Genomic DNA, 22,497 nt, shown 5'->3' with positions numbered 1-22,497 from the left:
CGGCCCGTTCAAACGGGCCCCCGGAAGTGGCTAAGCTGAACCCATGGCTTGGCAGCGTACACAGACACAGTTCTTCGCCCTCCCCGTTTCCGCCCTGTGGGAGGTGCTGAGGGATCCCGCCCGGGTTCCCGAATGGAACCTCGCCATCGCGCGGCTGGACCCGCGCACGCAACCCGCGGCGGCCGGCACCGAGCTCGACCTGGTGCCCGCCGGCGACGTCATCGGCCCGATCCACGCCAGGACGGCCCCTCCTGCGGTCATCACCCGGGTCGACGAGGGCTCCAGCCTGACCTGGCGCCAGCCCCAGCCCGGCGGCTACCTGCTGGTTCGGTGGTCGCTGCGCGAGGTTTCCGGCGGCTGCGAGCTGACCCAGCTCGTCTCCGTCTCCGGGCTCGCCTCCCCGCTCTTTGCACAGACCGCGGCCAAGCCGATCGCCGCGAACTTCGCGCAGAACTGCGCCAGGCTCTACACCCTGGCCGGCGGCACCGACATGCAGGACCTGCGTGTGGTGATCGCCGGCGGCCACGGTTTCCTGGGCAGCCGCGCGGCGGCGGACCTGCATTGCCGCGGGCACCAGGTCACCATCCTCACCCGCAGCGTGCGCAAGGAAAGCCCCTACCGGCAGCTGCCCTGGGACGGCAGGAACCAGGGTCCGTGGGCCGGCGCCCTGTATGCGCAGGGCCGGCCGACCGCGGTGCTGAACCTTGCCGGCGAGCTGGTGGACCTGCCCCCGACGCCGGAGAACATCAAGAGGCTGCGTTCCTCCCGGGTGGAATCCACCCGGGCACTCGTGGAGGCAAGCGCCGCGCTGCCCCGCCCGCTGGCGGCCTTCCTGCAGTCGAGCACCACCGCGATCTTTGCCGACGCCGGCGAGGCACTGCTCACCGAATCCTCGCCGCTGCCCGTCGGCTCTCGCGCGCTGCCCCAGATGACCGGCGTAGCCAGGCCGTGGGAGGAAGCCGTGGCCGGCGCCAACGCCGAACGCGTGAACATCCTGCGCACCTCGCTGGTCTTCGAGCAGGAAAGCCCGCTGGTGGACAGGCTCAGCCTGCTGGCGCAGGCCGGGCTGGGCGGATCGGTGGCCGGCGGCCGGCAGTGGGTGAGCTGGATCCACCTGGCCGACTGGCTGCGCATCGTGCGGGCCTGCCTGGGCCTCGAGGAAGGTGCCGCGCTGCCGCAGGGCGTCATCAACCTTGCCGCGCCGCATCCGGTGCGCAACACCGAGATGATGGCGCTGCTGCGGGCCCGCGTGGCCCCAGGGGTCATGAAGAAGATCGGTCTGCCCACCCCCAAGCCGGTGCTGGCCGCTGGCGCCGTGCTGCTGCACACCGACCCCGCGCTGGGGACCACCGGCAGGCATGTGACCTCCGAGGTGCTGGAGGCCGCCGGGTTCGAGTTCGAGCACCCGACCTTCGCCGACGCGCTGCGGGGCATCTTTGGCTGAGCGGCCGGATCCCTGCCACGCGGTGGTCGATTCGCCCATCGGGCCGCTGACGATCGCCGCGAACGAGCGGGGCGTGACCGGCATCTACATGCAGGCCCACTCGCACCCGCCGGCTCCCGAAGCCCTCGGCAAGAAGCTGGAAAGCCCGGGCGACGATCCGTTCATCGCCCGGGCCGCACGCGAGCTGGGCGAGTACTTCGCGGGCCAACGCACCACATTCGACGTACCGCTGGATGCCGCCGGCACCGAATTCCAGCGGCGGGTCTGGGCCGAACTGGCCAGGATCCCTTTCGGGCAGACCCGTTCCTACGGCGATCTGGCGCTGGAACTCGGCGACGTGAAGCTGACGCGTGCGGTGGGAACGGCCAACGGCCGCAACCCCGTCTCGATCATCGTTCCGTGCCACCGGGTGATCGGTGCCGACGGCTCGTTGACCGGGTACGCCGGAGGCCTTGACCGCAAGCTGTTCCTGCTGCGGCTCGAGGGAATCGTTCCCGAGCCCGAGGAAACGCTTTTCTGACGCAGGCCTGCCCGTGCCAAACGACGGCACGCTCCCGGTTGGCTGCGAAGCCTGCTTGGCAGCCCCCTTGGTGTGCAGGGGCCCCTTTAGGCAAGCACGACCGTATCGATGGACTGGCCCAGGATCGCCGCGGTTTCGGGGTCCAGGGCCTCGCCCGTGATCAGCGCGTCGACGACCGACAGCGGCGCAATCTGGCACAGGCCGGTGACCCCCCACTTGGTGTGGTCGGCGACCACTACCTGCCGGGCCGCCGCACGCATGAACGCCTGGTTGGTTTGCGCCTCAAGCATGTTGGGCGTCGTGAATCCGTCCTCGACGGTCATGCCGTGCACGCCAAGGAAGAGCACATCGACATGGAGCTGGCCCAGTGCGGACAGTGCCAGCGGCCCCACGAGCGCATCGGATATGGTCCGGATTCCGCCCGTGAGGATGATGTTCTGGCTGGCGTTGTCTGCCGCGTAGAAGGCCTCGGCAATGCGCGGGGAGTTTGTCACCACGGTCAGGTCGTTGATGCCGGTGCATTGCGCGGCAAGCGCGAAGGTGGTGGTGCCCGAGTTCAGGGCGATGGACATGCCCGGCTTCACCATTGCGGCTGCCGCGGCGGCTATCGACTGCTTTTCGGCCGCTTCGAGGGACAGCTTGTTGACGAACCCCGGCTCCCGGCTGGTGGGCGCCGCATTGGTTGTCGCCCCGCCGTGCACCTTGACCAGGGCGCCGCCGGCGGCCAACAGGCTCAGGTCGCGTCGCACTGTCATCTCCGAAACGCCCAGCTCACGGGCCAGCGACGTCACTCGAACCTGGCCATGGCGGTTCAGGAGATCAAGAATTCGTTGGTGTCGCGCCGTAGCAAGCATCTCAGTCATGATCGTCCAGTCATCAGTTTGTCGGGTGAACACCAACATCCTAGCGACAATCGAACACTGAAAGTATTTATATGTTCGATTTTGAGCGCTGCGGGCGTTCGCATTCTTCCCCGGGGCCTCCCGCGTCGGTCGTTTTCCGGATGCCGATGCAGGGACCGTGCATCGGACGGTCGTTTTCGACGCAACATTTCGCCAGGTCTGGCACAACAGGGGCACGATCGAATATGATCGTTTTTGTTAACTTATGAAACATTTTCCCCCAGTCAACAATGTCGATGCCGCACCGGCCCAAGGAGTATTCGTGAGCAAGCAATCAAGCCCAAGCCAGACAGCACTCGGCGGCGGTTCCCTTGGTCGCAGCCCCGTTCGGGCCGCCATGGCCGACGGCCGGGAACTGATCTACTTTTTCGACACCACCGACCGGGGTGCTGAATTCGTCGCCCCGGCGGACGCCCGGGACTTGCAGCCACGGCCTCCCGTGTCGGAATTGCGCTACGACGCCCTGAGCGGCGAATGGGTTTCCTTCGCGGCACACCGCCAGACGCGAACCCACCTGCCGGCCGCCAGCGAATGCCCCCTGTGCCCGACCCGAAGCGAGATGGCCAGCGAGATTCCCGCCGCATCCTACGACGTCGCGGTCTTCGAAAACCGGTTCCCGTCCTTCGGCCCCGAGCAGCACACCTCCGGCGTCGCCGCCGAGCTCGGTGCGTTCACACCGTCCCACGGCCGCTGCGAGGTAGTGGCCTTCGGCCCGGGGCACAGCGATTCGCTTGCCTCGCTCGGCGTGGAGCGGATCCGCACGGTGGTCAACGCCTGGGCACACCGCAGCACGGAGCTGGGCAACATGGAGGGCGTCGAACAGGTCTTCGTCTTCGAAAACCGCGGCGCCGAAATCGGCGTGACCCTGCACCACCCGCACGGGCAGATCTACGCCTACCCGTACACCACCCCGCGCACCGCCAACCAGCTGGCCCGGGCCGTGTCCCACAGGGATCGCACCGGCCGCAACCTCATGGCCGACATCCTGGCGTTCGAGATCGCCGACGGCAGGCGCATCGTCGAGCGCGGCACCCACTGGACGGCCTTTGTCCCCTACGCCGCCCGCATGCCCATCGAGGTCCACCTGGTGCCGAACCGGCAGGTCGCCGAGCTCGGCGAACTCACCGCCGAGGAACGCGACGAGCTGGCGGAGATGTACCACCGGCTGCTGCGCAGCGTCGACGCACTGTACTCGACGCCGACGCCCTACATCTCGGGCTGGTTCCAGGCGCCGCGCACGCACCCGAACAGGGACGAGGCATGGCTACACTTGCAGTTGACCTCACCCCGACGGGCCGAAGACAAGATGAAGTACCTGGCCGGTTCGGAGGCAGCCATGGGCGCCTTCATCGGCGATGTCACCCCGGAAACATCCGCCGAGTCCCTGCGGGACGCGGCATCGCGCGCCAACGGCGACGCATGAGCACCCAAACGAAAGTCGCCCCCATGAGCACCATTGCCGAATCCTTCGCCGCGCTCTTCGGCCACGCCCCGGACGGGCACTTCGCCGCGCCGGGCAGGGTGAACCTCATTGGCGAGCACACCGACTACAACGACGGCTACGTGCTGCCGTTCGCCATCGACAGGGTCGCCCGGATTGCCGTCAAGATCCACCACTCCGCCGAGGCGCGGACCCTGCGCGTGGCATCCACCATGGGCGGGGACGTCATCGAGGCGGACCTGGGCACACTGGCGGCCGAGGACGTCACGCCATGGGCCCGCTACGTCGCGGGCGTGTTCTGGGCCTTTGGGCAGAAGGGCTTCACCCTGCCCGGAGCCGACATCCTGCTCGACTCGACGGTTCCCATCGGCGCGGGGCTTTCCTCCTCGGCAGCCATCGAGTGCGCGGTGGCCCTGGCGTTGAACGAGATGCTGCGCCTGGGCCTGAGCCGCGAGGAACTGGTGCTGCTGTGCCAAAACGCGGAGAACAACTTTGTCGGCGCGCCCACCGGCACCCTCGACCAGTCCGCCTCGCTGTTGAGCACCGCCGACCACGCGCTGTTCCTGGATTGCCGAACCCGCGAATCCCGTCAGGTGAACCTGCCGCTGGAAGCCGAGAACCTGCAGATCTTGGTGATCGACACGCGCGTGAGCCACGCCCATGATTCGGGCGGCTACAAGGAACTGGTCGAGGCATGCACCCTCGGGGCCAGGGAACTGGGCGTTCCGGCGTTGCGCGACGTCTCCCCCGAACGGCTGCCCGAAGCCAAGCAGCTCCTGCACCCGGACATCTACCGCCGGGTGCGCCACATCGTCACCGAGAACCAGCGGGTACTCGACACGATCGAACGGCTGGACGCCAACGGCCCCGCTGCCATCGGCGACCTACTCCTGGCAAGCCACGCCTCCATGCGGGACGACTTCGGGATCTCCTGCGAGGAACTGGACCTTGCCGTCGACGCCGCCATGGCGGCCGGCGCCTTGGGCGCCCGCATGACGGGCGGCGGATTCGGCGGTTCGGCCATCGCCCTGGTGGAGTCCTCGCAAGCTCAAGCCGTTTCCGAACGCGTGCTGAAGGACTTCGCCGAGGCCGGCTACACCACCCCCGAGATCTTCTCGGTGGTCCCTGGTCCGGGCGCCCAGCGGCTATAGGCTTCCGGGGGGCCGGCGAGAATTCTCCGTTCACCATCGGACCGCCCTGCAGGACGTCACGCTTCTCCGCCCGCTCCATTTCCTGGAGCGGGCGGAGAAGCATGCGCCATGTAGGCAGGACGGTCAGACCCGTCGAACCCCGGACGGCCAACGCCGGTGGTGCCTTCAGTTCCGGCACGAGCTCCGCGGACGGCATGTGGTTGGTTGCCTGTCTGCGGTCTTCCCGGCCGGTTGTTTCCGTGCGTCTTCGAGACGCATGGAACCGTTCAGCAGGGCAGGGAACTCGGCAGGCGCACCGGGGTGGTGGCCACCGCGCCCGTCCCGTCAGTGCCGTGATATGCCCTGCAGAGATTCACGCCGCGCTTGTTGAGGTTCTTGTTGATCTGGCGGATTGAGTCCGGCGCGAATCCGTACCACTGCATGTGCATCAGGACGGTGTCCCCGGGCTTGGCCGCAGATGCCCTGGACACGGTGATGGCCTTGGATTTCACGCTCCAGTCCATGGTGTCGCGCGACCAGGTCCAGATGGCCATGCCGACCTTCGCGTACGCGCAGGTCACGCTCGCATCGATGGCACCGAATGGCGGCCTGCCGAAGTTCGTGTGCACACCGCTTCCGCCCAGTTGCTTCGCTGCTGCCGCACAGCTCAATTTGCGCAGGTCAGGGTGGCTGATGGAGTGGTTGATCACCCATTGCCCCTTGGCGCGGGCACGTGCGGCGATATCCACCCCGTAGCGCGACTTGAACGATGAGATGCAGTCCCCCGTGGGCGCCAGCACCAGTCCGATGTTGTTGGCCGATGCGTAGTCGACGGCGCTCGTGAACGCACTCAGGGTGCGGGGGCAATCGTCAAACGTCAGGACCACCCGCGAGGTCTTGTTGGGGCCCCTCAAACGGGGCGTCTTTGGTGCAACCGGGGCCTTCGTGTTTGTCGAGACATAGCTGTTGCTCACCCACCCCGTGCGACCCGAATAGGTGACTTTGTACCAACCGTTGGATGCCTTCCCGGAAACTGGAACCACTTTGCCCGCAGGAATCGTGAGCAGGACCTTGTGGCTCGTTGAGGATCCGGCACGGAGATTGACATTGGCCGTGGCGCGCACCTTGGCCGGCAATATCGCCGCAGCTACCCCAAGCGATTGTGTCGCGGAAAGTACATTGGGCCGGGAAGTCGGCTCGGACGCCGAAGCAGTCAGGGGAACCGACGCGGCGACTAGGGCGGCCGCCAGAATGGTCCCAAACATTCCGCGTGCCAACCCGTATTTCTTGGTTTTGTTCAACATGATCCTGCACCCTTCGCGAGTTGTGCATTGTGAGGACTATGAGCCTTCAGTTTCTACCCCGCCCAAACCCGAAACAATGGCGAATTCGATTCGTGTGCCAATCGTTGAGTTCGACCTCATTCGTTGCTTATAGCTAACGATTTCGAGAAGCGGGCAGCTGGTGCCTCATGGGCCTCCATGTGCGGCGCAACAGGAATTTACCGCGCTCCCAGCCAATTCACCGACAACGCGTCTAGCGTTGAATCGCTTGGGTTCAAACCGCGAAGGGATGCTCCGGTGGCGGCGCAACCACTTCGGTTCGGGAGGGAATCCTGATGGATAACATAGCCATTGTCCACTACCAACGCGATGCGAATTCCAAGGTTCTTGCCTTGGAACTTGCGGACAAATTGCGAGCCTACGAGTTGCGCGGAGAGTTGCGCGACGTCGCCCATGCCTCGGCACACGAGCTGATCTATTTCGACGCAGTGGTCCTCGCCGGCCCCCTTCATTTTTCCCGAATGCACGGGCTGTCCCTGATCAAGGCCTCGTTTGGCTTCAAGCCGACGGCCCTGCTGTTGACCGGTGTCGGGGACACCGATCGCGTCCTGCGGCTCTTGCCGAAGCACATGCGTGGAGAGGTTCCCGTGTTTGTGGTAGACGCTTCGCAGCCAACACTCACGAGGCTCGATCCGCTCGTCTCGTGGCTGCGCAGCATGATCGGCACGACCGGTTACCGCTGGACGGGCTGATCGCGGACGCATGCAGGGCAGGGCTTCCCCGCACCGCTGATGAAGCGGTCCGTCGAACGATGGAAGCCCAACACACGATCGGCCAGGAAATCCCTGGCCGATCTCCGTTTTGCCCGGTCCCCTTGGCTGCTAGGTCAGGTCCCAGAGCATGCGGTAGTAGGCGATGCGTTCGGCATCGGGCTGGACACCGTATGCCTCGTACACCAGGCGTTCGTATCCGGGGCCGTAGTTCCACTCGGTGCTCCACGCAGCAACGGCAAGGTCTGCCCAGCGGTCGGCCACCCCGATGTCGCCCAGGTCCACGTGCCCGGCAAAGTTCCCGTCCACGTCCAGCAGGGTGTTTGGCGCACACGCGTCCCCGTGGCACACCACAAGTTTGTCGATCGGCGGCGGGGTGCCCAGCATTTCGCGTGCTTGGTCCACGGTGAACCGTGAATAGCCGTTCCCCCAGTCCGCCGGGGATTCACCCGAGGCGACGCGCGCCTCGAACCCCGCCATGCGGTCCTCCACCGACCAGGAAAACGGGCAGCTACCAATCGGAAGGGCATCGTGCATGGCCCGCAGGCCGATGCCCACGGCACGCGCTGCCTGTTCGGGGCGGGCGACCCACACCGGGTCCACCGCCGAGGCCCCTGCCATCGCACGGGTCGACAGCCAGCTGCCATCTTCATCAGCGCCCCGTTCCAGCACCTCGGGTACCGGGCTGAATCGTCCGGCCCATTCCATCCGTTCGGCCTCCCTGGCGAAGTCGCTCTCCGGCGTTCCCGCGGCCGCGTACTTCACGTAACGTTCCCGCGCGGTGCCCTCAGCCATCCTGAACGTCATGCCACCCACCCCGTTGACCCAAACCGGACGGACGGAGTCTCCCTGGGCAAGGACCAGCAACCGAGCCGGAACAGCCACATCGTGTTCGGGGATAAATGCCAGCGGTTTCACACTCATGCTTAAATGATCCCCCGGCCAGGGGTGCGTCGCGGCCGACGGCATCGCCGCGAAAGCGAATATCTCCATTTGCCCGAATTTGCTGTAACAATGAGGTGACGTATCCGTTTAGGGCTGAGAGGCTTTTCCATGCATGATCAAACGTCCCTCACAGTCGGCCGCGCCAGGCGCGTCCTCGAGGAACGAATCCGCCCGGCCATCCATTCGAGCCACCTGCCGGCGAACGTGTCATTCCATGAATTGCCCTCCGAGCCCATCCCCGCGCAGGATGGCCTGGCACTGGACTACGAACCATTCCGGGTGGGGAGCACCTGGGGTGCTGCCTGGGGAACCACGTGGTTCCAGGTTCGTGCCACGGTGCCTTCCGGCTGGAGCGGCAAGCGCGTCGAGCTTCTGGTGGATCTCGGTTTCGATGTCTCCAAAACGGGCTTCCAGTGCGAAGGGCTCGTGTACAGGCACGACGGATCGACCATCAAATCCCTGAACCCGCGCAACCAATGGGTGCCGGTCGCCGAGTCTGCTTCCGGCGGTGAAGAGGTGCTGCTGTTCATTGAAGCCGCCTCCAACCCGGTGTTGCTCGAGGACCACCCGTTCCTCCCCACCCAGGAAGGCGACATCCTCACGTCATCGAGGGAACCGCTGTACAGGACCCGGCGCTTCGACCTTGCCGTCCTGGAGCGCGATGTCTATGAGCTCGCCCTGGACCTTGACGTGCTTCTGGAGCTGCAGGCGGAACTGCCGGAAGGTACCCGCCGCGCACAAATCCACCAAGCCATGGACGATTCCCTGGACGAGCTGGACCTGCAGGACATTGCGGGAACCGCCGCCGCGGCCCGTGCCAGGCTCGTGCCGGCCCTCGGCGCCCCGGCGTCGGCCAGCGCCCACGCGCTGTCGGCGGTCGGCCATGCCCACATCGACTCGGCGTGGCTGTGGCCGGTGCGCGAAACGATGCGCAAGGTGGCCCGGACCTGTTCCTCGATGCTCGAGCTCATCGACGAGGATCCCGATTTCATCTACGGCATGTCCAGCGCCCAGCAGTACAAGTGGCTGAAGGTGCAGTACCCGGAGATCTTCGCGAGGATCAAGACTGCGGTCGCCAACGGCCGCTTCCTGCCGCTCGGCGGCATGTGGGTCGAGTCGGACACCGTCATGCCCTCCGGCGAATCCCTGGTCCGGCAGTTCCTGTACGGGCAGAGCTTCTTCAGGAAGGAATTCGGGGTCAGCTGCGAGGGCGTCTGGCTTCCGGATAGCTTCGGCTACTCCCCCGCGTTGCCGCAGCTCACCCGCCGTGCGGGATTCGAGTGGTTCTTCACCCAGAAGATTTCCTGGAACCAGGTCAACAAGTTCCCGCACCACAGCTTTGACTGGGAGGGAATCGACGGGTCTCGGGTCTTCACGCATTTCCCGCCCATGGACACCTACAACGGGCAGCTCTCCGGCGCCGAGGTCGCGTTGGCCGAACGGCAGTTCCGCGACGCCCGCGCAGCCTCGGGCTCGATTGCCCCCGTGGGCTGGGGCGACGGCGGCGGCGGAACCACCCGTGAGATGACCGGCAAGGCCGCCCGGATGGCCGACCTCGAGGGCAACCCCACCGTTCGCTGGGAACACCCCAACGACTTCTTCGGGCGTGCACGGGAAGAGTACGCGCAGCCGCCGGTCTGGGTCGGCGAGCTCTACCTGGAGTTGCACCGCGCGACGCTCACGTCGCAGCACAGGATGAAGGCCGGCAACCGCCGCAGCGAACACCTCTTGGTGGAAGCGGAGTTGTGGTGCACCACGGCGGCGCAGCAGGGGGACTTCGAGTACCCCTACGACGAGCTCGATGCGTTGTGGGAGTCCGTGCTGCTGCACCAATTCCACGACATCCTGCCCGGCACCTCCATCGCGTGGGTCCACCGCGAGGCGGTCACCGAATACGAGCGCATCATCTCCGCGACGCAGCTGATCATCGGGCGGGCCCTGGCTGCGCTTGCCGGACCGGGCGACAAACAAATTTCGGTGAATCCGACCGCCATTGCCGGGATCGTTCCGGCAGGCGGCGGCCACGAGGCGCAGCCAAGCCTGCTGCCCGCCGTGCGCGTGACCTCGGACGACTCGGGCGTCAGGCTTCTCAATGACCTCGTTGACATCCGCTTCTCCCCGGAGGGCCTCATCACCTCGGCGGTCGATCTGTCCACCGGACGCGAGGCGATCGCCCCGGGCCAGACGGCAAACCTGCTGCAGCTTCACCAGGACTTTCCCAACCAGTGGGATGCCTGGGATGTGGACAAGTTCTACCGGAACCGCGTCACCGACCTGCGCGAAGTCACCTCGATGGATGCAACGGCGAACGCCGACGGAAGCGCCCTGCTGGAAATCGTTCGCCCGATCTCCGCTGATTCGACGGTGCGCCAATCGATCATGCTGGAACCGGGGTCGCGCACCCTGTCATTCCACCAGGTCACCGATTGGCACGAAACCGAGAAATTCCTCAAGGTGGCATTCGCGCTGGACATCCGGGCCGAGCACACGATTGCCGAGACGCAGTTCGGGCACTTCAAACGGGTCACCCATGCCAACACCAGCTGGGAGGCGGCAAAGTTCGAGACCTCCATGCACCGCTTCATCCAGGTCGAGGAACCGGGCTTCGGCGTCGGACTGGTCAACGACTCGAGCTACGGCTACGACGTGACCCGCCAGGTCGACGAGCACGCCAACGTGACAACAACCGCCCGGCTGTCGCTGCTTCGCGCCCCGCGCTTCCCGGACCCCGAGGCGGACCAGGGCCTCCATGAACACCGCTACGGCATGGTGGTCGGTGCGGACATCGGGCAGACGACTGCCGCAGGCATTTCCCTGAACGCGCCGGGCCGCTTGGTTCCGGGCGGCAGCGGTTTCGATCCCCTCGTCTCCGTCGACGGTGAGGGGCTGCTGCTTTCCTCGGTGAAGCTCGCTGCCGACCGCTCCGGTGACGTGATCGTTCGGCTCCACGAGTCTCTCGGCCGCCGAGCCTCCGGGTCATTGGGCATCAACGCGAGGACCAGTGGATGGGCAACCGCCACCCTGATCGAGGACGTGCTCGAGGATGCCCCCAGCGGGAACGGCACAACCGTCCCGCTTGAACTCAAGCCCTTCGAAGTACGGACCCTTCGATTCACAATGAGCACTGGAGCATGATGACGATCCTGTCCATCGACGCCGGCCAAAGCGGAATGCGCGTGCGCCTGCGCGCAGCAGACGGCACTTCGCGGGAGCTTTCCCGTCCGGGAGTGCGCACCGACAGCGATGTCATCACCCAGCTGGCGGCCGCGATTGACAGTATCGCAGCCGAACCCGACATGGTCCTCGGAGCCGCCAACGTGGGGACCTCCGGCGTCGATTTCCGCCCTGAGCTGGCCGGGCGCCTCAAGGGCCTTGTTCCGGCGCTGGCTTCGGCCTCTGTGCGGGTTGCCCATGATTCGATCTCCGGGTACCTGGGCTCGGCAGGCACGGAACTGGGCGTCACCACGGCCGTCGGCACCGGCGTGGTGACCCTTGGCGTGGGCGACGGCGGTGTGCACAGGGTCGATGGCTGGGGGCATTTGCTGGGCGACTGCGGCAGCGGGTTCTGGATAGGACGCGCGGGCCTGGAAGCGGCAATGCGGGCCTACGACGGCCGCGGGGAATCCACCGTCCTGCTCGATGACCTGATCGCCTTGTTCGGAGAGCCTGCCGGAGCCTACCTCCGCATCCAGTCGGATCCCGACAGGGTTCGGTCCGTTGCGTCCTTCGCGCGGGTGGTTCTGGATGCGGCCGAGGCCGGGGACGCGGTCGCATCGGACGTGGCCATGCATGCGGCAAACGAGCTCTACACCTCAATGGATGCAGCCCTTCGACAGGCGGGGTTCGCCATGGAGGACGCGCCCGTTGTCTGCTGGACCGGCGGTGTGGTGCGCAGCCAAGTGCTGGCTCAGGCACTCGTCAGGCGCTTTGCCGCTCAGTGGCCGAACGCCCGGCTGCTTCCCGCCCTGGGCGACCCGTTGGACGGCTCGGAGCGACTAGGCGACCTGTCCCCCAGCCACCCCCTGTTTGCGAGCATTTCCCGCGCATAGCCGGCCGAGCGTACCGGTTTTCCTTGACCGGGAACGGATCAGGGCAATAGCGTCGAGGCCAACGGCACCTTTGTTGTGCAATCACTTCACCAAGAAGGAACTTCGGCATGCTCACGTTGGGAATGATCACCTTTGATACAAGCGATGCACTCGAGCTCTCCAAATGGTGGGCAGATCAGTTGGATGGGAAAGTAGTCGAGGAAAACGACGGATACTTCTGCATCGTCAAGACCCCCATGCTGCCCGTTCCCTTGGCCTTCCAGCTTGTCGAAGAGCCAACAGCGGGCAAAAACCGCATCCACCTGGATCTCGCCGCAACATCAAGCGCGGGCGGCCGCGAACTTGTTGTTGCAAAGCTCGTCGCCGGCGGGGCCTCCCTGGTCGACCAACAGCGGATGGAAGGGTTCGCCTGGGACGTGCTCCGGGATCCGCACGGGAACATCTTCTGCGTTACCGATCCGCACTAATGCCGGCGCCCGGATTCCGGCGGAGGGCAGCGAAACTTGCTTAAAAAAATGAGGCTCCGCAATGCGGAGCCTCATTCAATTCGTGGAGGTAAGGGGATTCGAACCCCTGACCTTCTGCATGCCATGCAGACGCGCTACCAACTGCGCCATACCCCCGAATCGGGTTGGTATTTGGCTTTCCCGGAGGACTGCCGAACCGAGATAATAATCTACAGCACAATCACCCCGAAACACCAATCGAGAATCACGGCAATCTCCTGCACGGGTACTTGCGCCACCGAGCGCCGCGCCGGTTCCCACTGTTTGCGGGGAATTTCGACCCCCATTACTTATTTTGTGACGTCCGCCACTCTAGTTTGATCGTGTCGGTTCCGGGCTCTTCAAGCGGGTTTCCGTCTCCGTTTCGGCGAACCCGCACCGACGGGAAAAGCATGGAGCAGCAAGCCGCGACATGGCATCGGCTACGGCCATGTCCGCGAACAAAGAGCGCACCCATCCAGCGTGCGGCGCGCGATAACGCGCTATACCCCTGATCGCGCCCAGAATCTTGACATCACCGCGCGTTCAGGATCGAGATTCAAGACCTTCCAGACCAGATGACGAATCTGTGACGCCTGCAAAATACCCAAACGCCGCCACGAATCAAATTTTGGCCCAGATTTCCCGTTCAAGTGGGCCATCTGAGGCGCAGCCGCGTCATTTCCGCTGGAATCTACTCATTTTTTCGGCGCCGGCACCGTTCTCGCCATGAATTCTCCGGGCGATCCCGAACCTACCGGCAAGTACGAAAAAACCTACCGACAAGTACCAAAACCTTTGAGCGTCCGGTTAGTAAACGACGGCGAAAATTCTCGCTACTCTATCAACATGGCAACACGTGGTTCATACGCAAAAGGCATCATTAAACGAGCCGAAATACTCGACGTTGCCCTGGAAGTCTTCGCGAAAGAAGGCTACCGGGGAACATCGCTTCGCAAGGTCGCGCACCTTTGCAATCTCTCCCTCGCGGGCGTCATGCACTACTTCGAGTCCAAGGAAGACTTGTTGGTCCAGATCCTGCGCAAGAAGGATCTTCGTGACGAGATCGTCGGCAACGATGTAGAGCAACAGGGAAACCTCACCGCAGTACTAAACAGGAGCACCCAGGAACCGGGCCTCGTCGCCCTTTACGTGACGATGGTGGCCGCGGCCGCGGACCCCGCGCATCCCGCCGCAGCCTACTTCAAGGAACGATACGACCGGCTGATGAAGCTCGCCGAAGATTCGTACTATGCGGACAAGCCGAACCCGACGGAGGATGAACTCGCGTTCTTCCGCACGATGACTCGTGCGTCGTTGGCAATGGCAGATGGCCTGCAACAGCAGTGGCTCGTGGATCGGGACGTCGATGTCGCGGGGACGATGGAGGCCTTCCTGCAGCAGGTTCGCACAAACGTCGAAGGTTCGCCGACCCTGCCGGATACCGCAGGATAGGCTGAATCGCTAGCGAGTGACGGCTCGGGCTTCAATCTTGTTAGCCCGCCAACCCGTCACCAGCGCCAGCATCAACCCGAGCACCGCAAGACCCGCCCCCAAGAAGGACGGCGCGCGATAACCGAATCCCGCGGCAATGACGGCGGCGCCAAGCGCGGCGCCCAGGGCGTTGGCCACGTTCAGGGCCGAGTGGTTCAAGGACGCCGCCAATGACTGGGCATGCGGCGCCGAATCCATCAGCAGCGCTTGGAGCCCCGGAACCAGTACGGATCCGGTGGCTCCAAGAAGGAACATGATGATCAGGGTCGGAACCACGTAGCTGGACAACAACCCGAACAACACCATGAAAACCACCATGGCCGACATGGAAACATAGATCGCCCCGTGTACCGACCAGTCCGCGAGCCGGCCGCCGATCAGGGATCCGGCCACCATGCCGATACCGTAGAGACCCAGCACAACCGGTACCGTCCTGATGTCCACGCCGGTGACGTCGGTAAGAATCGGACTGATGTAGGAGTACACGGCAAAGAACCCGCCGAAGCCGACGATTCCGGTCAGCATTGCCATCCACACCTGCCCGCTACGCAGCGCCGAGAGCTCGCGGCGGATACTGGCACCTTCGTGCGCCGGCTCATGGGGAACGAACATGCGAATGGAAATCCAGGTCAAGGCTCCGACGATGCCGACGACACCAAACATCCAGCGCCAGCCATAGTTTTGCCCGAGGAAGGTCACGAACGGCACGCCCAGGACGTTGGCGACAGCAAGGCCCATCATGACCCAGGCGATGGCCCGGCCGCGCATCGAGGCGGGCACCAACGTCCCGGCAAGAATGGCCGCGATCCCGAAGTACGCCCCGTGGGGAAGTCCCGCCAGGAAACGCGAAACCAACATCGACTCGTAGTTGGGGGCCAAAAGCGAGCTGAGGTTGGCAATCGTGAAGAAGGCCATGAGCCACAAGACCATTGTCTTGCGGGCGACCTTGGCTCCGAGAGCAGTGAGGACCGGTGCGCCAACAACCACGCCCAGCGCATAGGCCGAGATCAGCAAGCCCATCTGTGGGTTGGAAACCCCAAGGTCCGCGGCACCTTCCTGCATCAACCCCATGATGGTGAATTCCGTGGTTCCAATGCCGAAGCCGCCCATGGCCAGTGCCACGACGGCCACGAACAATGCCTTGCCGGTTAATTGCGTGGATCGAATGGCCGGGGTATTGCCAATTGCGGTGGCGTCAGAATTCACGGGTGCCTTTTCAAGATTCAGCTAGGTGTGCAAGGTGTCAGTTCTGTTGCGTCGACACCTGTAACAGCCTACGGGCAGGAATCCTGCCGTCGGCACCGAACGTGACCGTCCCCACCACGCCAAGACAATAGGGAGGTGGGTTTCGTTTACTCGAAACGAAACCCACCTCCCGCTGTCGAGCGCCTGGTCCTTGGGGGAACGAGCAACTCCGTGTCGGGCGTTCGCGGTTTGGGGAACGCAATGAACACCCGACGTTTGGGGCTCATGAACCAAGGAAGATTCACGAACCCGCGAGTGAGCGATTAGCTCAGTTTGTGGCGGCGGGTCGATCCAATGGTCGAAACGCCGGTGGCTGGTGGTGCGGAACTTGCGGCAACGAACGCGAACAACCGGGTGCCGGCCAGCACTCGCGATTCGGCCGCGGTTTCCCGACGTGGCGCAGGATCGCTCAGGAAGGCTACGGTCGGCGCGGCCTTGCATGGAATGGCAAGCTTGCCCGCTCCTGTCACCGCGTTGTCCCCGACACCCCAAGTGTCGTTGCAAGCCACGGCTTGCACGCATCTCTGATGAATTGAGTCCTCTTTCGGTCCACTCGTTCAGTCTTGAACGCCCCACCCGAACCGGCTCCCCGGCCGGTTAGAAACAGTATGGCATGGCTCACTAGCGAACCTTGGGATTTCCGAGACGACATTGCCGCGGGAGCAACCAAGACCTAACCAAAGCGCCATTTGGCGCTCCGATACGGGCAAAACACCATGAAAACCGATCACACGGATCCACGACATGCCGGAACAAAAGCAGTACCCCCCCAGGCGGCGTTCAAAGGACTACAACGAGAGCAAATCCAGCGAAGTGTCGGCAAGCCTCTCTGCGGAGATGCTCTTGCCTACAAGGCCTCGCAAATGGTCATTCACGTCCCAGATATTCACGTTCATGGCAGCCGTGATGATTCCCTTGCGCAACCAGAAGATGATGAATTCCTCGCTACCCGGATCTCCACGAAGCACCGCGTCATCGTCGGCGGCTCGGTCGCCGACATATTCCATGCCCAAATCAAACTGGTCGGTGAAGAAATACGGAAGCCAGTCGTATGATTCCTCGCGCCCCAGGATGGTTGCCGCGGCGAGCTTTCCCTGGCGAATGGCGTTGTCCCAATGCTCGACACGCAGGGAACGACCCAGCGTCGTGTTGAACGCCTCCGCGATATCGCCGATCGCCAAGACACTCGGGTCGCTGCTGCGCAGCTGGGCATCTACAAGGACGCCGGTTCCAACGTCCAGACCGGCCTGGGCCGCAAGCTCATTGTTCGGCACGGCTCCGATGGCCAAGAGCACAACGTCCGCCGCGACGTCGCCGGTAGACGTCACCACCTTTAATCCGGATTCCGGATCCAGGGTGATCCCGTTGACCATCGTTCCAAAACGGCAATGAACCCCGTTCTTGATGTGCAGACGTGCAACATGGGAACCGAACTCCGTTCCCATGGCAACAGCCAGCGGCGCCTCGTCCGGCGTCAGCACCGTGACTTGCACGCCCGCGGCCCGGGCCGAAGCCGCCACTTCCATGCCGATCCATCCGGCGCCGATGATCACCAGCCGATTGCCTTCAACGAGCTGCTCCTTGAGGGCTTGCGAATCGGCAAGGGAACGCAAGGTATGGACGCCGGGAAGATCCCAGCCGGTCATGTTTGAAGCGCGGCCACCCAGCCGGGAACGGCATCCCGTGGCAATGACGAGGTTCTCGTAGCCGATCGACGTGGAATCGGACAGGCCGACCACCTTGTTGGCCGTATCGATTGCGGTTGCCGTCACACCCAGACGCAACTCAACCGAGGATTTGGCATACCATTCCCTCGGGAAGGGCTGGAATTCGACGACGTCTTTTTTCCCTTGCAGGAACTCCTTCGATAGCGGCGGTCGTTCATAGGGGATGGCGTCCTCGTCGGTGACGACGGTGATGGGTTTGCCGTAACCTCCCTTGCGGAGTTCGTGAACGCAGTGCGCAGCTGCGAGTCCCCCGCCGACCACCACGGTTCCTGCATTGTTGTCTTCCGCGGAATTCCCGTCGTCTACACCGGACATGGCTGCCTTCTCCTACAACATGGGGCCACCGGTCGGATCGATGGTTGGGTCGAAAGTCGCGGTGGCGGCGGGTACCTCTCACCTCAGAATGGCACTTTGCACAGGGCCAGTCGATAGCTTCCCGGGCGGGACTTCCGCCGACCGATCCAACGGAAAAATTTGCCGTGACTCACGCGGACGGCTGGAATTTCCGGCGCGACCGGGACTTTTGGTGCGTCCGGGATCCCCGCTTCCTGTTGGTTCACAGATTTATCCCAAGCTTGTACCAGTTCCATATGCGACCCTTGATAGCGATGTCTGTTCAAACCGCTTCCGCTCCGCCCCGGCAACGCAAGCCCCGACGCTTGTCGCGTTGGCAACGCCAACTCCGGGCCTTCGTGCTTCTCGGTGCGCTGCTCAGCACGCTGCTCATGGTTTTCCATTCCCGGGTGCCTGATTTCATGGGCGTTGCCCTGCTGGTGGACAACTCAGCTCCGTGGCTGGGTTTGGCCGTACCTGTCCTCCTGTTGGTGGCCCTGGGCAGCAAGACCCGAAGCGCCATCGCCTTCGCATTGGTCCCCGCGCTGGTTTGGCTCGCGGGCTTCGGCGCGGCCGTGGTGCCGCTCTCCTGGACCGTCCCGAAGGCCTCCGCACATACCTTGACCGTCAGCAGCCAGAACATCAAGGCAGGCACCGGGGCTGCCGTTGATTCGGCCCTCGAACTGGCCCGCGGGGGCAGCGATGTCATCGCGCTTCAGGAACTGGATGCGGGCAGCGGGCAGGACGTCACCGCCGCGCTGAATGCTGACTATCCGCATCACTATGTGGTCGGCACCGTGGGGGTTTGGAGCAAGTACCCCCTTTCCCGCTCGCAGCCCCTGGACCTGGGACTGGGCTGGAAACGGGCCTTGACTACCCAGGTCGACACCGCGGCGGGAAGCATCCGCCTCTATGCCGTGCATGCTGCCTCGGCCCGCCCGAACGACCACGAAAACCGCGATGAAATGCTCGCCCAGCTGGCTGCTACCTTGCGGGCCGATACGAGCCCCTCGGTCATCGCCGTGGGCGATTTCAATGCGACATCGACCGACAGGTCCTTCTCCGTGCTCACCGAAACCATGGATGAGCCAAACCAGGATGAAGGCATGTTCGGCTTCACCTGGCCGCGCGAGCCCTTTGGATTCATGCGTTTGGACCATGTGCTTCAGCGGGGCCTGGAAGTCACCTCAAACACCGTCGTCCCCGCCGGGGAAAGCGACCACCTTGCCGTGCGGGCCACCGTGAATCTCCCGGGGTCCTGACCCTAACCCTCCAGGCCGGTCACCCGCATGGTGATGTTGATCCGCCCCGCGGCCAGGCCGCACTCGGCGGGCGCGGTGCCGGGCAGGATCTTCGTGACCCCGTGGTAGGCCAATCGTGCCGGGCCGCCGAAGACAAACAGGTCCCCCGAAGCCAGCGCGATGTCTTCATAGGGCTTGTTCCGGCTGCTTGTATTTCCGAACCTGAATTGGCAGGTGTCACCGATGGAAATCGAGACGACCGGCTGGGTCGATTGTTCGTCCTTGTCTTGGTGCATGCCCATTTTCGAGTCGTCCGAATAGTAGTTCACCAGGGCGGTGTCCGGCGTGTAGTTCTCCGCGGCGACGGGGTCGCCGGTGGCTGCGAAGATGGCCTTGCGCCCCAGCCTGACCATCCACTCGGGGAACTCGAGCACACGGTTTCCGTTGACGTCGGTTGCTTTGCGGGAATAGGCATAGGGCTGCCAGTGCCAGCCCAGACATACCGTCTGGACCGACATTTCGCCCGAACCGATCTTGGCGGCACGTGGCGGCACGGGTCCCCGCCCCCACTCATGGAACCTGTCCACAAGCCAGCGTTGTTCATCCAGACCGAGCCAGTCGGGAACCCAGACGGCGCCGGGGCTGAGTTCCCGCCGGGAACGGTCAAGGAAACTCTCCGAAAAGAGCGTGCTCAAAATAATCTCCTCGGGTCGCGGATCGAATCCAGGATTTCATTATCCGTGACCGACCCTACCCCGGAGCATGAATCGCCCGAAATGGCGTGCGACTAGGCTTGTCGGCATGAGCAACGACAAAGGACTGGCTGCCCGGAGCACGTGGATCGCGGGATTCGCAGGCGTTGGCTGGCTGCTAAGCGGCGCGCTGAATGGCTGGCTGGTTACACGCCCGGGGTTGCTCACCGTGTCCTTCGTGCAGCTGCTCTTTCCGGAGACGATAGCCCTCGTTGCATGGCGGACGGTCGATATCTGGCCCGTGTTCTTGGCTCTGGTTTCGACGCTCACGTTCATGCTTTTCACGGTCTGTGCCTTGTTGCTCGTCGGCCCTTTGAATGCGCTGGATCCTGCACATAGGCGCATCCGCTTCTTCGCAACGTGGATGTGCATTGTCGTTGCGTCCTTTGCCACAAGCGTTCTCTCGGCGCTGGGCGAGCTCATCGCCAACTGGCCGCCTCCGCGTCTGACAATGCTTTTCCAAGGCGTCGATTCCGACCTTTTGGCGGCGGGATACTGGGGAATCTTCTGGGGATGGCTTCCGGTGGTTGCCGGGACGTTGGTCGCCAGGCAACGCCCCGACGGCGTCGGCCGACGCAAGGCCTTCGGCATGCCGGGGCTCCTTGTCGCGGTTGCGGCCATCTTCATGGCCGCAACCCTGGTGATTGCGATCCCGCAGGCCCACCGGGAAACCAAGGCGCGGGCCGCTTTCGACCCGCCTGTCACGGCCCCGCCCGCATCCCCGGAACCCGATCCCATTGGCTCGCCCAGCGTCTCCTATGCGACGCAACCGGCTGGAACGGATTGGTGCGACGGCAAGGATCTCTCGCTGACCGTGTCCGAACCCGACGGCGCGACCGGCCACCGGGCAATGCGCATGGGGCTGACCAATGCAGGGGCGGCTTCCTGCGTCCTGGCGTCCTACCCCGATCTCGCCTTCGACAACGTTGACGGCTGGGCCATCGACGTTCTGGTGGTCCACGGCGGCTCGTTCATGACCGATGACCCGGGAGTCGCACGCGTGACGCTCGCTCCCGGGCAGGGCGCCGAGGCCTTCATGGGATGGAATGCGATGGTATCCGCGGGCGATACCCGCGTCGGCAACGTCCTGGTGGCCCCGTACGCGGGCACCCTGCGCCAGAACTCGACCGTCGACCTGGACATCGTCGACAGGGGAACCGTGTCCGTCACCGCCTGGCAGAAGGCAGGCAAGACCGTCGAAACGAGCCCATACCCCGGACCCAACGACTAGCTTCCGGCACGGTTCGGGCCCGTGGCCGGGGGCACGCCGGTTGACCACGGCCCGGACGACGTAACACGAGCGCGCCAAAGAATGACAAGAAACTGTTCCATGATAGGTATTGATTCGTAACCATCCGGAGCGGCCGAGAGACCTGGATCGATGAAGCCGCAGCAACCTAACCCGCCGACGAGGCCTCTGAAACGGTAACGGTGCTACTGCCAGGTTCGATGGAAAGTAGGCAATCGCCCATGTCCTTTGACAACAGCCACATCCGCACCACCCACGCAGGTTCGTTGCCCCGCACCGATGAGCTGCTGGCCGCCAACGAGGCTAAGGAACGCGACGGGATCACCCCCGAGTTCCACGGACTCCTCGAGGCCTCGGTCACCGGCATCGTCGCCAAGCAGCGCGAGCTGGGCATCGACATCCCCAACGACGGCGAATTCGGGCACACCATGTCCTCCGCCGTCGACTTCGGCGCCTGGTGGAACTACTCCTTCGCCCGCCTCGGCGGCCTGGAGGAAACCACCGTGGACCGCTGGGCCGAGACCTCGGTCAACCGTTCCACCCCCGGCAACGTGGTGCTCACCTCGTTCCCGGACCGCCGCGACCGCCAGGCTTTCGCCGAGGCGTACGCGGATCCGACCTCGGGCATCCTGGCGCACCGCAAGGCCACCACACAGCCGAAGGTCGTCGCGCCGCTGACCTACACCGGGCACGACCTGGTGGCATCGGACATCAAGAACCTGAAGACCGCCATGGCGGCGACGGGCACCGAGGAGGGCTTCCTCGCGGCGCTCTCCCCCGCGTCCTGTGCCCGGCTGGCCAACGACTTCTACACCAGCGACGAGGAGTACCTCTTCGCCGCCGCGGATGCCATGCGCGAGGAGTACAAGGCGATCCTCGATGCCGGGCTGGTCCTGCAGATCGACGACCCGTCGCTGGCCGAGTCCTGGGACCAGGTCAACCCGGAGCCGAGCCTCGAGGACTACCTGAAGTTCCTCGAGCTGCGCGTGGAGGCAACCAACCACGCGCTGCGCGGGCTGCCGGCCGAGCGGATCCGGCTGCACGTGTGCTGGGGTTCCTGGCACGGACCGCACACCACGGACATCCCGTTCGCCGACATCCTGGACCCGGTGCTGCGCATCAACGCCGGCATGATCTCCTTCGAGGCCGGCAACGTCCGCCACGAGCACGAATGGCGCATCTGGGAGGACCGGGCGCTGCCGGAGGGAAAGATCCTGGTCCCCGGCGTCGTCTCGCATGCCACGAACGTGGTCGAGCACCCGGAGCTTGTCGCCGACCGCATCGAGCGCTTCGCGAACCTGGTGGGCCGCGAGAACGTGATCGCGTCCACCGACTGCGGCCTGGGCGGACGTGTCCACCCGCAGATCGCCATGGCCAAGCTGGAGGCCCTCGGCGCCGGCGCGGCGCTGGCCACCAAGCGCCTGTGGAAGGGCGCCGCGGTCATCGCCTGATCGAGACAATCCGCTTCATCCGCGAAGTAGCCGCCG

The 22,497-nt window shown here is 64.4% G+C and carries 18 protein-coding genes, 1 tRNA gene and 1 riboswitch; of the genes, 12 read left to right on the top strand and 7 right to left on the bottom strand.

The genetic code is table 11. The features are described 5' to 3' along the window. Positions 1-43: 43 nt before the first annotated feature. Both ACIQLF_RS04105 and ACIQLF_RS04100 read left to right on the top strand, forming a co-directional pair. Positions 44-1,444: a DUF1731 domain-containing protein gene (locus ACIQLF_RS04105; RefSeq protein WP_400294597.1), complete on the top strand. Its 1,401-nt coding sequence runs from the start codon at positions 44-46 to the stop codon at positions 1,442-1,444. Then, the gene (locus ACIQLF_RS04100) at positions 1,437-1,964 is read left to right on the top strand and encodes a methylated-DNA--[protein]-cysteine S-methyltransferase (RefSeq protein ID WP_400294595.1); all 528 of its coding nucleotides are present in this window, start codon (positions 1,437-1,439) and stop codon (positions 1,962-1,964) included. Before ACIQLF_RS04105 ends, ACIQLF_RS04100 begins: the two co-directional genes overlap by 8 nt. A gap of 86 nt (positions 1,965-2,050) precedes the next feature. Here the strand turns inward: ACIQLF_RS04100 and ACIQLF_RS04095 are convergent, their stop codons facing one another. Further along, positions 2,051-2,827, bottom strand: a complete 777-nt coding sequence (locus tag ACIQLF_RS04095) for a DeoR/GlpR family DNA-binding transcription regulator (protein ID WP_400294592.1) — start codon at positions 2,825-2,827, stop codon at positions 2,051-2,053. A 301-nt stretch (positions 2,828-3,128) separates the two neighbouring features. Between ACIQLF_RS04095 and galT the strand changes: the two genes are divergently transcribed. Further along, on the top strand, positions 3,129-4,289 hold the full coding sequence (galT, locus tag ACIQLF_RS04090; RefSeq protein WP_400294590.1) for a galactose-1-phosphate uridylyltransferase: 1,161 nt from the start codon (positions 3,129-3,131) through the stop codon (positions 4,287-4,289). 23 nt (positions 4,290-4,312) lie between these two features. Beyond that, complete coding sequence (galK, locus tag ACIQLF_RS04085) at positions 4,313-5,458, top strand: galactokinase (RefSeq protein WP_400294588.1); 1,146 nt, start codon at positions 4,313-4,315, stop codon at positions 5,456-5,458. Between the two features lie 266 nt (positions 5,459-5,724). Here galK and ACIQLF_RS04080 read toward each other — a convergent pair whose 3' ends face one another. Next, positions 5,725-6,741 carry an SH3 domain-containing protein gene (locus tag ACIQLF_RS04080; protein ID WP_400294586.1) on the bottom strand — a complete coding sequence of 339 codons (1,017 nt, stop codon included), beginning with the start codon at positions 6,739-6,741 and terminating at the stop codon, positions 5,725-5,727. Between the two features lie 314 nt (positions 6,742-7,055). Here ACIQLF_RS04080 and ACIQLF_RS04075 point away from each other — a divergent pair, with 314 nt between their 5' ends. Beyond that, the gene (locus ACIQLF_RS04075) at positions 7,056-7,472 is read left to right on the top strand and encodes a hypothetical protein (RefSeq protein ID WP_400294583.1); all 417 of its coding nucleotides are present in this window, start codon (positions 7,056-7,058) and stop codon (positions 7,470-7,472) included. A 129-nt stretch (positions 7,473-7,601) separates the two neighbouring features. On the opposite strand, the gene ACIQLF_RS04070 is transcribed toward ACIQLF_RS04075, so the two are convergent. Continuing rightward, a complete protein-coding gene (locus ACIQLF_RS04070) occupies positions 7,602-8,414 on the bottom strand; it encodes an aminoglycoside 3'-phosphotransferase (protein ID WP_400294581.1) in 813 nt (270 codons plus the stop codon). Positions 8,415-8,543: 129 nt separating this feature from the next. Here ACIQLF_RS04070 and ACIQLF_RS04065 point away from each other — a divergent pair, with 129 nt between their 5' ends. The 3 genes from ACIQLF_RS04065 (at position 8,544) to ACIQLF_RS04055 (ending at position 12,951) form a co-directional block, all read left to right on the top strand. Next, on the top strand, positions 8,544-11,570 hold the full coding sequence (locus ACIQLF_RS04065) for an alpha-mannosidase (protein ID WP_400294578.1): 3,027 nt from the start codon (positions 8,544-8,546) through the stop codon (positions 11,568-11,570). Further along, positions 11,567-12,484 carry an N-acetylglucosamine kinase gene (locus ACIQLF_RS04060; protein WP_400294575.1) on the top strand — a complete coding sequence of 306 codons (918 nt, stop codon included), beginning with the start codon at positions 11,567-11,569 and terminating at the stop codon, positions 12,482-12,484. Before ACIQLF_RS04065 ends, ACIQLF_RS04060 begins: the two co-directional genes overlap by 4 nt. 107 nt (positions 12,485-12,591) lie before the next feature. Next, positions 12,592-12,951 carry a VOC family protein gene (locus tag ACIQLF_RS04055; protein WP_400294573.1) on the top strand — a complete coding sequence of 120 codons (360 nt, stop codon included), beginning with the start codon at positions 12,592-12,594 and terminating at the stop codon, positions 12,949-12,951. A gap of 83 nt (positions 12,952-13,034) precedes the next feature. On the opposite strand, the gene ACIQLF_RS04050 is transcribed toward ACIQLF_RS04055, so the two are convergent. Then, positions 13,035-13,107: transfer RNA gene (locus ACIQLF_RS04050), tRNA-Ala, on the bottom strand. Between the two features lie 591 nt (positions 13,108-13,698). Here ACIQLF_RS04050 and ACIQLF_RS04045 point away from each other — a divergent pair. Beyond that, positions 13,699-14,424: a TetR/AcrR family transcriptional regulator gene (locus tag ACIQLF_RS04045; protein ID WP_400294571.1), complete on the top strand. Its 726-nt coding sequence runs from the start codon at positions 13,699-13,701 to the stop codon at positions 14,422-14,424. 9 nt (positions 14,425-14,433) lie between these two features. Here ACIQLF_RS04045 and ACIQLF_RS04040 read toward each other — a convergent pair whose 3' ends face one another. Together ACIQLF_RS04040 and ACIQLF_RS04035 are read right to left on the bottom strand one after the other, a co-directional pair. Then, positions 14,434-15,669, bottom strand: coding sequence for an MFS transporter (locus ACIQLF_RS04040; RefSeq protein WP_400294569.1), 1,236 nt, complete (start codon positions 15,667-15,669; stop codon positions 14,434-14,436). An 827-nt stretch (positions 15,670-16,496) separates the two neighbouring features. After that, the gene (locus ACIQLF_RS04035) at positions 16,497-17,750 is read right to left on the bottom strand and encodes an NAD(P)/FAD-dependent oxidoreductase (protein ID WP_400294567.1); all 1,254 of its coding nucleotides are present in this window, start codon (positions 17,748-17,750) and stop codon (positions 16,497-16,499) included. A gap of 344 nt (positions 17,751-18,094) precedes the next feature. On the opposite strand from ACIQLF_RS04035, the gene ACIQLF_RS04030 reads away from it, so the two are divergent. After that, positions 18,095-19,030 carry an endonuclease/exonuclease/phosphatase family protein gene (locus tag ACIQLF_RS04030; protein WP_400294564.1) on the top strand — a complete coding sequence of 312 codons (936 nt, stop codon included), beginning with the start codon at positions 18,095-18,097 and terminating at the stop codon, positions 19,028-19,030. Between the two features lie 2 nt (positions 19,031-19,032). Here the strand turns inward: ACIQLF_RS04030 and ACIQLF_RS04025 are convergent, their stop codons facing one another. Continuing rightward, the gene (locus ACIQLF_RS04025) at positions 19,033-19,704 is read right to left on the bottom strand and encodes an alpha-ketoglutarate-dependent dioxygenase AlkB family protein (protein ID WP_400294561.1); all 672 of its coding nucleotides are present in this window, start codon (positions 19,702-19,704) and stop codon (positions 19,033-19,035) included. Between the two features lie 106 nt (positions 19,705-19,810). Here ACIQLF_RS04025 and ACIQLF_RS04020 point away from each other — a divergent pair, with 106 nt between their 5' ends. Then, positions 19,811-20,992, top strand: coding sequence for a DUF4232 domain-containing protein (locus ACIQLF_RS04020; protein WP_400294558.1), 1,182 nt, complete (start codon positions 19,811-19,813; stop codon positions 20,990-20,992). Positions 20,993-21,109: 117 nt separating this feature from the next. Beyond that, positions 21,110-21,217, top strand: a riboswitch (SAM riboswitch). A gap of 14 nt (positions 21,218-21,231) precedes the next feature. Further along, complete coding sequence (locus ACIQLF_RS04015; protein ID WP_400294557.1) at positions 21,232-22,461, top strand: cobalamin-independent methionine synthase II family protein; 1,230 nt, start codon at positions 21,232-21,234, stop codon at positions 22,459-22,461. Positions 22,462-22,497 lie beyond the last annotated feature (36 nt).

The organism is Paeniglutamicibacter sp. NPDC091659 (genome assembly GCF_044756805.1).
Lineage (GTDB): Bacteria > Actinomycetota > Actinomycetes > Actinomycetales > Micrococcaceae > Paeniglutamicibacter.
The sequence above is the reverse complement of the archived record's forward strand: the minus strand, read 5'-3'. Positions and strand labels throughout refer to the sequence as shown.